This is a genomic window from Micromonospora sp. NPDC049799 (assembly GCF_040656655.1).
Taxonomy (GTDB): domain Bacteria; phylum Actinomycetota; class Actinomycetes; order Mycobacteriales; family Micromonosporaceae; genus Micromonospora.
Map to the genome: position 1 here is coordinate 1 of NZ_JBFAMU010000143.1, position 10,958 is coordinate 10,958.

Below are 10,958 nucleotides of genomic sequence, written 5' to 3' on the forward strand. Positions count from 1 at the left end.
CCCGCGCCGTCCCGCACCACCGCGCCGTCGCGGCGCACCGAGCGGAGCAGCGCGCCGACGACCGCCGGGCAGGCCACCACCACCAGCACCGGCGTCAGCAGCCAGGCACGCCAGGTCGTCGACCTGGTGAACGCCGAGCGGGCCAAGGCCGGCTGCGGCTCGCTGGGCATCGACAGCAAACTGATGACCGCCGCCCAGCGGCACAGCCAGGACCAGGCTGACCACCAGAACATGTCGCACGACGGCAGTGACGGCAGCGATGCGGGCGAGCGCCTGGACCGGGTCGGTTACGCCTGGCGCACCTACGGCGAGAACGTCGCCTGGAACCAGAAGACCCCGGCCGCGGTCATGGACGCGTGGATGAACAGCCCGGGCCACCGCGCCAACATCCTCAACTGCGCCTTCACCGAGATCGGCGTCGGCGTGGCCAGCAGCAACGGCCCGTACTGGACGCAGGTCTTCGCCGCGCCGCGCTGACCCGGCACCCCACAGCGCCCCCCACCCGCGACGTCGGGCGGGGGGCGCTCGTTTGTCCGGGTACGGCGTGCGGCGAGGGGGCCCCGCCAGGACCCGGGAGCGACCGATGCGGATCCGGTGGTGGGCGTCCGCGCCGAGACAGGCGCCGTCCGGCACGACCGGCCGGCGTCCGCGGCGACGGGCGCTCCGGCGGGCGCTGGCGGCCGCCGTCGTGCTCACCCTCCCGACCCCGGTGTACGCCTGCCACCCGCAACTGGCGCCACCCGAGGCACCGACGCCGTGGCCGGCGGCGTACGCACACCGCTGGCAGTGGCAGTGGCAGCTCACCGGCCCGGTGGACGTCACGGTCGACGCCGACGTATTCCTGCTCGACGCGGTCGGCGTCACCGCCGAGGAGACCGCCGCCCTGCGCCGGCGGGACCGGAGGCTGGTGTGCCACGTGCCCGTCGGCTCGTACGCGGACACCGACCCGGACGCCGGTCGCTTCCCGTCGGCCGTGCGCGGGGCGGCGGTACGGGGCGTGACGAGCCGCGACCCGCAGCGCCGGTGGCTGGACGTACGCCGCTGGGACCTGCTCGGGCCGGTGCTCGCCGACCGGTTCCGGCTGTGCCGGGGCAAGGGGTTCGGCGCGGTCGCCCTGGTCGACGCCGACGGGTACGCCCAGCGCACCGGCTTCCCGCTCGGCTTCGACGACCAACTCGTCTTCAACCGGCGGCTGGCGACCCTGGCCCGTTCCCTGGACCTCTCCCCCGGCCTGGTCGACGACGTGGGCCAGATCGCCGCGCTGGCGCCGGACTTCGACTTCGCGGTCAGCCGGGAGTGCGTCCGGCTGAACCGGTGCGCCAAACTGCTGCCGTTCACCGACGCCGGCAAGCCGGTCTTCCACGTCGAGTTCACCGGCGACCCGGCGGTGTTCTGCGTGACCACCCTCGGGTACGGATTCTCCTCGATCCGCAAGAGCCGGGAGCTGGACGCCGAGCGGCAGCCCTGCCGCCTCCCCTGACGCCGCGTACGGCCGGAGGGCCGGCCCGCGGGTGCGGCCCGGCCCTCCGGTCCCGGTACGGGGTCGGTCAGCGCGCGCCGACCAGTTCCGGGGCCGGTGCCGGCGGGTCGGCGGGCGTCGCGGCCGGACGGGCCCGGAGAAACTTCGGTGCCCACCAGTTCGCGTCGCCCAGCATCGTCATCAGCGCCGGCAGCACCACCGCGCGGATGATCGTGGCGTCCAGCAGGATCGCGGCGGCCAGGCCGACGCCGAGCTGCTTCATGTCGATGGTGCTCAGCGTGGCGAAGATCGAGAAGACGCCGACCATCACGATCGCCGCGCTGGTCACCACACCCGCCGAGGACGTGATGCCGTACGCGACGGCCTCGGAGTTGGACATGCCGGCCCGGATTCCCTCGCGGATCCGACTGACCACGAAGACGTGGTAGTCCATCGAGAGCCCGAAGAGCACCACGAACAGGAACAGCGGCAGCCAGGAGACGATGGCGCCCATCGAGGTGAAGTTGAGCAGGTCGTCGGCCCAGTCGCCCTGGAACACCAGGACCAGCAGGCCGTACGCGGCCCCGGCGGAGAGCAGGTTCAGCAGGATCGAGCTGAGCGCGATAACCACCGACCGGAACACCCACGTCATCACCAGGAACGTGAGCGCCAGGACGAAGCCCATCACGATCGGCAGCTTGTCCCGGACGTGCTGCGCGTAGTCCTCGCTGCCGGCGACCTCGCCGCCGACCGCGTACTCGACCCCGCCGATCCCGCCGAGGGCGGCCGGGACCAGGTCGTCGCGGAGCCGGTCCAGCGACTGCACGGCCCGGTCGTCCCGGCTGGCGTACGGGATGGACACCTCCAGCACCGACACCCGGCCGTCGGCCGACACCTCGATGTTCGGGCCGTCCGCCTCCGGCGGCGCGAACAGCGGGTCCGCCGAGGCGCGGGCGGACAGCTCGGTCAGCGCCGCCTTCACCCGGCCGGCCTCGGCCCCGGACGCCCGGACCGCCACCGTGTGGCTCGTGCCGCTGCTCGGGAAGGCCGCGGTGAGCCGGTCGTACGCCTGCATGGCCGGCGTGGTGCGCGGCAGGTCCTCCATGCCGGGGAACTTGAGCTTCATGCCCAGCGCCGGCGCGGCGAGAGCCAGCAGCAGCCCGACCGAGATCACCAGGGTGGCGACCGGCGCCCGCAGCGCGGGCCTCAGCACGGCCGGCCAGAAGCGGGGCGCGGCGGGCTGGCCGTGCCGCCCGGTACGCGGAGCGGTCAGCCGCCAGAGCAGGGGCACCCGGGGCCGGTCCACCCAGCGGCCGAGCTTCGCCAGCAGCGCCGGCAGCACGGTCAGCGACCCGATCACGGCGACCGCGACCACCAGGATCGACCCGACGGCGAGGGACGAGAAGACCACGTCACCGGCGAGCAGCAACCCGGCCATCGAGATCATCACGGCGAGGCCGGAGACCACCACGGCGTGGCCGGAGGTCTCGGCGGCGATCTCCACCGCGTCCAGCCCCGACCGGCCCTTGGCCCGTTCCTCGCGCTCGCGGCGCACGTAGAACAGCGAGTAGTCGACACCGACCGCCATGCCGATCAGCAGGATCACGCTGGCGGTGGTGTCGGTCGCCGGCACCAGGTGCGAGGCCAGCGTGCTGAGGCCCATCGCGGCGGCCACCGAGGACAGTGCCAGCAGCACCGGTACGCCGGCGGCGATCAGGGCGCCGAACGCGACGATGAGGATGGCCAGGGTGACCGGCAGGCTGAGCAGCTCGGCGCGCTTGAAGTCCGCACCGAGCGTGTCGTCCAGGGCCTTGTTGATGGACGGCCCACCGACCTGCTCGATCCGCAGTTGCGGGTGGGCGTCCTGGACGCCGGCGGTGGCGTCGCGCAGCGGCTGGACGCGGTCGGAGGCGGTCTCCGGGTCGCCGGACATCGTGATCGGCAGCAGCAGCGCGCCGCCGTCCCGCGCCGGGATCGGCGTGCCGACCGAGGCCACCCCCTCGACGCTCCGCAGCGTGGCGGCGGCGTCGTCGGCGGCCACCTTCGCCGCCGCCGGGTCGAGCGTGCCCGTGCGGGGCGTGATGAGGATGTTCTCCTCGGCCGGGTCGGCGAAGTTCCCGGACGAGACGATCAGCCCCGCCCGGCCCGACTCACCGATCGCCTGGTCCGAGTCGGTCGCCTCGTTGAGGCCGGCGGCGTTCCCCCCCACGAAGCACACCGCCACGAACACCACCCACAGCGCGATCGCGCGCCACGGGTGCTCGGCACTCCACCTCGCCAGCCGCACCGTCACCGGTCTTGCACCCATTCCGGGTCCCCCTGTCACGTCAGTCCCCTGTCAACGGTGCTGACGCTATGGGCGTGACGCGCGCGGGACATCGGGGATCGGCCCCGGTCCACCCCGGAACCCGCTTCCGGCCCGCCGCACCGCCTGAGGATGCCCGGAGGGGGCCGTCACCCGGATCCTTCCCGGACCGGACGCCCGGACGCGCCGCAGGCGACCCGGAGTCGTCTCGGGGTCAACCCCGGAGCGCTCCCCGAGGGCGGGGCTGGCACCGCGGGCAACTGTAGGACGACCGGTTCATGAACGCCTCCCGCCGGATCGGGGCGCCGCAGCGGCGGCACGGCAGCCCCTCCCGCCCGTAGACGTTCAGTGAGCGGTCGAAGTAGCCGCTCTCGCCGTTGACGTTGACGTAGAGGGCGTCGAAGCTGGTTCCGCCCTCGGTGATCGCCTCGCCGAGCACGTCCCGTACGTGGCCGAGCAGGCGCAGCGCGGCCGGCCCGGTCAGCGCGTCGGTCGGCCGGGCGCCGTGCAGCTTCGCCCGCCACAGCGCCTCGTCGGCGTAGATGTTGCCCACGCCGGAGATCAGGGACTGGTCGAGCAGGGCCCGCTTCACCTCGGTACGCCGCCGGCGCAGCGCGGCGACGAAGCCCGGGTCCGAGAATTCCGGATCCATCGGGTCCCTGGCGATGTGCGCGATCTCGGCCGGCAGGTCCGCCCCGCCCTCGCTCACCGACAGCCCGCCGAACGTGCGCTGGTCGACGAAGCGGAGCTCCGGACCGTCGTCGGCGAACCGGAACCGCACCCGCAGGTGCGTCTCGTCGGGGGTCTCGCCCGGTTGCAGCAGCAGCTGGCCGGACATACCGAGGTGGCCGATCACCGCGTCGCCGCTGTCCAGTGGCAGCCACAGGTACTTGCCGCGGCGGCGTACGTCGAGGATGGTCCGGCCGGCCAGCACGTCGGTGAAGTGCGCGCCGCCCGCGGTGTGCCGGCGTACCGCCCGGGGGTGGCGCACCTCGACCGAGGCGATCCGCCGGCCGATGACCCACTGGGCCAGCCCCTGCCGGACCGTCTCGACCTCGGGCAGCTCAGGCACGGCCCGCCTCGTCCGCCGCCTCGGCGACCGCGTCGGGGGCCCCGATCCGCCCGTTGCCGCTGCCGTTGTGCTCGGCGGCGACCCGGGCCTGCGCCGGGGCGGCGGGCTGCTCCGCGCCCGGTCCGGCCGGTCCGGCGGCGGGGGTGGACACCTCCGTGGCGGCCTGCGCGGCGCGCTCCGCCTGCTCGGCCTCGGCGTGGGCGGTGAGCACCCGCCACGCGGACTCGGCGGCCCGCTGCTCCGCCTCCTTCTTGCTGCGCCCCTCGGCTCCGCCGTACCGGTTGCCGGCGACGACCACCCAGGCGGTGAAGGTCTTGAGGTGGTCCGGCCCGGCGCCCTCGATGCGGTACTCCGGGACGCCCAACCCCAGTGCGGCGGTCAGCTCCTGGAGGCTGGTCTTCCAGTCCAGCGCCGCGCCCCGGCCGGCCGACTCGGCCATCAGCGGGTCGAACAGCCGGTGGATGACGATCGCGGCGGTGTCCAGCCCGTACTGCAGGTAGATCGCGCCGAGCAGCGCCTCCAGGGTGTCGGCGAGGATGCTCGCCTTGTCCCGGCCGCCGGTCGTCTCCTCGCCCTTGCCGAGCAGCAGGTAGGCGCCGAGACCGTCCGGGCCGAGCCCCCGGGCCACGTCGGCGAGGGCCCGCATGTTGACGACACTGGCCCGCAGCTTCGCCAGTTGCCCCTCGGGCAGGTCGGGGTGGTTGTGGAACAGCGCCGTGGTGATGACGACGCCGAGCACCGAGTCGCCGAGGAACTCCAGCCGCTCGTTGGTGGGCAGCCCGCCGTTCTCGTACGCGTACGAGCGGTGGGTCAGGGCGCGCTCCAGCAGCTCCGGGTCCAGCGCAACGCCGAACGCCGCCTCCAGGTGACCGCCGGACGTGCGCCGGCGCTTGTCGTTGCTCATGCCGGCACTCCGCTGCGCTCCGCGCCGCCATGAGGCACCTTCGCGCTGAGCCGATGATTCACTCGCTGACGCTCGTTCATGAATTGGATACCTCGGTGTCGGTGGTGCGGGTTTCTCGGCCCGGAATGTCGGCGCCGTCGATCAGTGCGCGGACCAGGTCGGCGGCACGACGCCGCCACAGGTGGGCGGCGAGGGCGATGCCGGACGCGACGTCACCGGGCTGGGCGGCGCCGTGGCAGACGACCACCGTCCCGGCCACCCCGAGCAGGGCGGCCGCACGCGGGGCGCCACCGCCGGCCGGTGCTCCACCGGCCATCGCGTACGCGCCCTCGATCGCCTTGAGCAGCACGTTACCGGTGAACCCGTCGGTGACCACCACATCGGCGCGCGCGCCGAGGGAGACGTCGTGGCCCTCCACGAGGCCGACGTACCGCCCGCCGTGCGGCAGCGACGCGGCGGCCAGGATCGGGTCGGCGAGACGCCGGGCGCGGTCGCCCTTGCCCGGCTCGGAGCCGACGGAGAGCAACCCGACCCGGGGTTCGGCGATGCCGTGAGCGACCGCGGCGTAGGCGGCGCCCAGCACGGCGTGCCGGGCCAGGACGCTCGGTCGGGGCTCCAACGAACCGCCGACGTCCAGCAGGACCACCGGGCCGTCGACGGCGGGCAGGGTCGCGACGAGGGCCGGGTGGCGGACGTCCGGCCAGCGGCCGAGGCCGAGCGCGACGGCGGTGACCGTGGCACCGGTCGACCCGGCGGAGACCAGCGCGTCGGCTGCGCCCGCCCGGACGGCGTGCACGGCGGCCCGGACGGTGCTGTCGGCCCGCGCGGCGCTGGGATGGTCGGCCATGCCGACCACGGTGCCGACCGGCCGGACCGCGATGCGGGTGCGTTCGGCCGGGTCGAGGGCATGGATCAGCCCGTCGGCGACCTCGGCCGGGCCGACGAGCAGCAGGTGCAGGTCAGGATCGGTGCGGATGGCCCGCAGAGCGCCGTCAACCACGACGGCGGGAGCATCGTCCCCGCCGAGGAGGTCGACGGCGATCCGCGCGGTGCCCGGCTCCACCGGAACGCCGGCCGGTTCAGGCCGGCCGGCGTCGGAGGGAGCCGGGACACCGGGCGAGTGCCAGGGTGCGCGCACCACCCGACCTGCGGTCGGGGGCGTCACTCGGTGTCCGTCAGACCTCGAGGACCTGGCGGCCGTTGTAGGTGCCGCAGACGGCGCAGGCGGCGTGCGGCAGCTTCGCCGACTTGCACTGCGGGCAGGCCACGGTCACGACCGCCGTGGCCTTCCAGTTCGCCCGGCGGGCGCGGGTGTTGCTGCGCGACATCTTGCGCTTGGGGACGGCCACGGTTCTTACTCCTCTTTACGGGTCAGTTGCGACAGGCCCGCCCAACGCGGGTCGATCTGCTGGTGACTGTGGTCGGCCGGCAGATCGTCCCAGTGCACCCCACACTCGGGGCACAAGCCTGGGCAGTCCTCCCGGCAGAGCGGGTTGGTCGGCAGTGCGAGCACCACCGCGTCCCGCAGCGCCGGCTCCAGGTCGATCAGATCGTCCTGCATCCGGCCCACCTCGTCCTCGTCGGTCGTCTCGTCCGTGGTGCTGTTCTCGTACGCGTACAGCTCCTGGATGGTGACGACCAGCGAGTCGTTGATCTCGCGCAGGCAACGGCCGCACTCGCCCTGGACGGGACCGGAGACGGTCCCGGAGACGAGCACGCCCTCGGACACCGACTCCAACCTCAGGTCGAGGTCGAGGTCCGCGCCCTCCGGCACGCTGATCAACTCTCCGCCGAGGTCCGCCGGTGCCGGGGCGACCCGCTTGACCGTACGCAACGCACCAGGGCGACGCGGCAGGTCCCTCGTGTCGAGGACCAGCGGCGCCTTGGGGTTGAGTGATGAAGACGAGTGTTTGGGCATAGTCAGACTCCGGCCGGTGAGAGGCCGACAAAAAAGGTTACCTGGACGGGGGCCCGAGAGTCGAACCGGGGCCCGGACACCACCCGGCTGTCGGCTGCTGGGGTGCCGCTCAGAAGGGTAGCGGGCGTTCCGCCTCCTCCCCAGCGAAGGTGCCGATCTCCCGCAGCGCGTGCATCTTGTCGCGGCCGCGCTCTATCGAGGCCAACGCCCGGGTGAGGAACTGCTCGAAGTTCGCCAGGGCGGTGTCGACGTAGTCGTCCACCTCGTCACGGAGACGCTGCGCCTCGGCGCGGGCCTCCGCGATGATCCGGGCCCCCTCGTGCTCGGCGGACACGGTGATCTCGTTCACCGAGACCAGCCGGGCGTGTTCCGCCTCACCCTCGCTGATGATCCGGTCCGCCTCCCGCTTCCCGGCCTCCATGATCTTGTCCCGCTCTTCCAGGAGCGCGGCGGCGCGGCGCAGGTCCGCGGGGAGCTCGGCGCGCAGCTCGTCGAGCACGGCGATCATCTCGCCACGGTCGACCATGCAGTTGTTGCGCGACATCGGGACGGAGCGGGCCTGCTCCACCATGGTGATCAGTTCGTCGATGCGATCGAGCGGGTCCACCGGTACCTCACTCCTGTCGTTCGTCGGCCGACCTCAATGATGCGGGCTGAACCCGGATTCGGCGCTCCCCACATGATGTCGTGTGCCGGCGACCCACGCCCCATCCACCCCGGCCGGCGCGCCGCACTCCCGCCTCGCCGGCCGGGTCAGGCGCGCTTCCCCGGGCCCAGGCGGGCCTGCAGGGCCGCACGGACGAGGTCCGGCACGTGCGCCGAGATGTCGCCGCCCCACTTCGCCACGTCCTTCACAAGGCTGGAGGAGAGGAACGAGTAGAGCGGGTTCGTCGGCATGAAGAGCGTCTCGACGCCGGCCAGCCCGATGTTCATCTGGGCCATCTGGAGCTCGTAGTCGAAGTCGCTGACCGCCCGCAGTCCCTTGATCAGCACACTCGCCTCCTGCGCCCGGCAGAAGTCCACGAGCAGGCCGCGGAAGGACTCGACCCGGACGTTCTCGTACGAGGCCGTCACCTCGCGGAGCATCTCGATGCGCTCCTCGACGGTGAACAGGCCGCTCTTCGACTGGTTCACCAGCACTCCCACGATCACCTCGTCGAAGAGCCGGCTGGCCCGGCCCACGATGTCGAGGTGTCCGTTGGTGACCGGATCGAACGAGCCGGGACACACCGCACGTCTCATGATCGGCGACCGTACCAAAGGGTGGTCTCGCCGTACCGGCGACTGCGCTCCGCCGTGACGCCCTGCACCCACTCCACCGGGCCGGTGCGGCTGGACCGCTCGACCACCACGAGGGCGTCGGTGGCCAGCCACCCGCCGTCGACCAGGGCGGCGAGCATCGCGGTGATCTCCGCGCCCGGCACCGCGTACGGGGGGTCGGCGAAGACCACGTCGTACGGGTCGCCGTCCGGCCCGGCCGCCAGGACGGTGGCCACCTTTCCGGTGACCAGGCGCACCCCGGACGCCGCGCGCAACATCGCCACGTTCTCCCGGATCACCCGGGCGGCCCGGGCGTCGGACTCCACCAGCAGCACGTGCGCGGCCCCGCGCGAGAGCGCCTCCAGACCGACCGCGCCCGAACCGGCGTACAGGTCCGCGAAGCGGGCGCCGGCCAGGTCCACCTCGGCCTGCACCGCGCTGAACAGCGCCTCCCGGACCCGGTCGGACGTGGGCCGGGTGCCGGCGCCCGGCGGCGCCGCGATCCGGCGACCACCCAGCGTCCCGGCCACGATCCGGGTCACCGTCTCCTCCTGCTCATGACGATGACGCTACGCGACCCTCCCCCGGCCGGCTGCGACACCGTCCGTGCCGGCAAACCGGCCAGATGATCACGCTTGGTATATCAATGATCTCACATTCATAACATCAGCCTTGGTGCTTGCCGACCGCTGTGACGCGCGCGGCGATCTCGCTAGGGTCTGCCGGTGCCGGCGGTCACCGCCGGCCACACGGCACGGGACGGCACCCGCAACCGGAGGCCCGCGAGGCATCGCGCGATTCCCTCCGGCCGCCTCTCCCGCGCCGCACCCCCTGACGCTTCATCACCCCGGGAGTACGCGTGATCCGTCCCCCGCTGTCGCGCCGGCGACCGCTCACCGTGGCCGCCGCCGCCCTGGCCGGCCTCGCCACGGTGTTCGCGGCCGTCTCGCCGGCACTCGCCACCGACCCGTCGTCGTCCCCGTCGACCCCGGTCAGCGCCGAGTCGACCGCGACCGCCACCGCCCAGCCGGCCGGGAGCCCGTCGCCGGAGGGCCCGACCTGTGTCACGGCCACCGACGCCCGCTACACCCACACCTTCGACGGGCCGGGCGGCAAGGCGTCGATCACGCTGACCAACGGCCCGCTCTGTGAGGGTGAGCGGCAGGACCTGGCCCTGGTGTCCTATGTGGCGCCGTCGGCGCGCTTCGCCGTGCCGCAGTACGTGCTCGACACGTCGGTGAGCGCGTTCACCGGCGTCGGCGAGGGCGAACTGGCCGTGGCCACCCTGGACTTCGAGGTCGAGGTGCCGAAGTGCTACACGCAGGTCGACTTCGTCTTCGGCAGCACGGTCATCGACCCGCTCACCGACACCAGCGACCGGTACGGCGACCGCAAGGTGGGCAGCCGGTCCGGCGAGGGCGCACGGTCGAAGGGCCCTAGCGCCTGGTACAACGGCGGCGACGGCACCTGTGTGGCCGCGCCGGAGGTCGTCGCCGCCTCCGACTGCGACGGCACCGTCGAACTGACCCTGGTCAACCGGACCGGCAACGCGTCGGTCGACTTCGCCGTGACCGGTGGCGCCGACTTCACCCGCACCGTCTCCGTACCGCTGCGCAAGGCCGAGACGCTCACGCTCACCGCCGAGCAGGCGACGAAGGTCACCGTCGAAGCCGAGGGCATGAAGACCTGGACCGGCGGCTGGGAGAAGCCGCAGGACTGCCAGGAGCCGGAGGTCGGCGAGCCCGAGGCCGGGTACGACATCACCTGCGACGAGATGATCTTCGAGATCGCCAACCCGGCGAACGGCGCCCCGGTGACCTCGACGTTCACCCCGAGCACCGGCACCGCCCGGACGGTGACCGTCGAGCCCGGCAGGACCGAGACGCTCACCTTCGCGGCCGGCCCCGACTTCACCGTCACCGTCACCGGTGACCTGGACTCGGGCGGCCCGCTGGCCTGGAAGCAGCCGAAGGGCTGCGACGAGGGTGGCGAGGGTGGCGGCCTCCCGGTCACCGGTGCGGCGGCCGGCGGCATCGCCGC

12 protein-coding genes are annotated in these 10,958 nt (G+C 73.3%); 3 read left to right on the top strand and 9 right to left on the bottom strand.

What is annotated here, in order from left to right; genetic code table 11:
* Both AB0I76_RS13585 and AB0I76_RS13590 read left to right on the top strand, forming a co-directional pair.
* On the top strand, nucleotides 1–477 hold a 477-nt coding region (locus AB0I76_RS13585), incomplete at its 5' end, for a CAP domain-containing protein (protein WP_357034271.1).
* 106 nt (nucleotides 478–583) lie between these two features.
* The gene (locus tag AB0I76_RS13590) at nucleotides 584–1,480 is read left to right on the top strand and encodes an endo alpha-1,4 polygalactosaminidase (RefSeq protein ID WP_357034273.1); all 897 of its coding nucleotides are present in this window, start codon (nucleotides 584–586) and stop codon (nucleotides 1,478–1,480) included.
* A gap of 67 nt (nucleotides 1,481–1,547) precedes the next feature.
* Here AB0I76_RS13590 and AB0I76_RS13595 read toward each other — a convergent pair whose 3' ends face one another.
* The 9 genes from AB0I76_RS13595 to rsmD form a co-directional block, all read right to left on the bottom strand.
* Nucleotides 1,548–3,767: an MMPL family transporter gene (locus AB0I76_RS13595; protein ID WP_357034275.1), complete on the bottom strand. Its 2,220-nt coding sequence runs from the start codon at nucleotides 3,765–3,767 to the stop codon at nucleotides 1,548–1,550.
* Nucleotides 3,768–3,978: 211 nt separating this feature from the next.
* Nucleotides 3,979–4,836 carry a bifunctional DNA-formamidopyrimidine glycosylase/DNA-(apurinic or apyrimidinic site) lyase gene (mutM, locus tag AB0I76_RS13600; protein ID WP_357034277.1) on the bottom strand — a complete coding sequence of 286 codons (858 nt, stop codon included), beginning with the start codon at nucleotides 4,834–4,836 and terminating at the stop codon, nucleotides 3,979–3,981.
* Nucleotides 4,829–5,740, bottom strand: a complete 912-nt coding sequence (rnc, locus tag AB0I76_RS13605; RefSeq protein ID WP_357034279.1) for a ribonuclease III — start codon at nucleotides 5,738–5,740, stop codon at nucleotides 4,829–4,831. The genes mutM and rnc overlap by 8 nt, the downstream gene beginning before the upstream one ends.
* A gap of 76 nt (nucleotides 5,741–5,816) precedes the next feature.
* Nucleotides 5,817–6,803 carry a phosphate acyltransferase PlsX gene (locus AB0I76_RS13610; protein ID WP_357034293.1) on the bottom strand — a complete coding sequence of 329 codons (987 nt, stop codon included), beginning with the start codon at nucleotides 6,801–6,803 and terminating at the stop codon, nucleotides 5,817–5,819.
* A 112-nt stretch (nucleotides 6,804–6,915) separates the two neighbouring features.
* Nucleotides 6,916–7,089 carry a 50S ribosomal protein L32 gene (gene rpmF, locus AB0I76_RS13615; protein WP_357034281.1) on the bottom strand — a complete coding sequence of 58 codons (174 nt, stop codon included), beginning with the start codon at nucleotides 7,087–7,089 and terminating at the stop codon, nucleotides 6,916–6,918.
* Nucleotides 7,090–7,094: 5 nt separating this feature from the next.
* On the bottom strand, nucleotides 7,095–7,658 hold the full coding sequence (locus AB0I76_RS13620; RefSeq protein ID WP_357034283.1) for a YceD family protein: 564 nt from the start codon (nucleotides 7,656–7,658) through the stop codon (nucleotides 7,095–7,097).
* Between the two features lie 109 nt (nucleotides 7,659–7,767).
* Nucleotides 7,768–8,265 (bottom strand): hypothetical protein, encoded by a 498-nt coding sequence (locus AB0I76_RS13625; RefSeq protein WP_357034285.1) that lies wholly within the window; start codon nucleotides 8,263–8,265, stop codon nucleotides 7,768–7,770.
* Between the two features lie 146 nt (nucleotides 8,266–8,411).
* Nucleotides 8,412–8,900 (bottom strand): pantetheine-phosphate adenylyltransferase, encoded by a 489-nt coding sequence (gene coaD / locus AB0I76_RS13630; protein WP_357034287.1) that lies wholly within the window; start codon nucleotides 8,898–8,900, stop codon nucleotides 8,412–8,414.
* Entirely contained in the window at nucleotides 8,897–9,460 is a 564-nt protein-coding gene (rsmD, locus tag AB0I76_RS13635; protein ID WP_357034289.1) for a 16S rRNA (guanine(966)-N(2))-methyltransferase RsmD, read from the bottom strand. Before rsmD ends, coaD begins: the two co-directional genes overlap by 4 nt.
* A gap of 317 nt (nucleotides 9,461–9,777) precedes the next feature.
* On the opposite strand from rsmD, the gene AB0I76_RS13640 reads away from it, so the two are divergent.
* Nucleotides 9,778–10,958, top strand: a 1,181-nt coding sequence (locus AB0I76_RS13640; protein WP_357034291.1) for a hypothetical protein, incomplete at its 3' end; no start/stop codon positions are given.

Excerpts from the sequence above, each read along its gene's own strand:
- AB0I76_RS13590 (WP_357034273.1), top strand. The coding sequence starts at position 584 with ATGCGGATCCGGTGGTGGGCGTCCGCGCCGAGACAGGCGCCGTCCGGC.
- AB0I76_RS13595 (WP_357034275.1), bottom strand. The coding sequence starts at position 3,767 with ATGGGTGCAAGACCGGTGACGGTGCGGCTGGCGAGGTGGAGTGCCGAG.
- rnc (WP_357034279.1), bottom strand. The coding sequence starts at position 5,740 with ATGAGCAACGACAAGCGCCGGCGCACGTCCGGCGGTCACCTGGAGGCG.
- AB0I76_RS13620 (WP_357034283.1), bottom strand. The coding sequence starts at position 7,658 with ATGCCCAAACACTCGTCTTCATCACTCAACCCCAAGGCGCCGCTGGTC.
- coaD (WP_357034287.1), bottom strand. The coding sequence starts at position 8,900 with ATGAGACGTGCGGTGTGTCCCGGCTCGTTCGATCCGGTCACCAACGGA.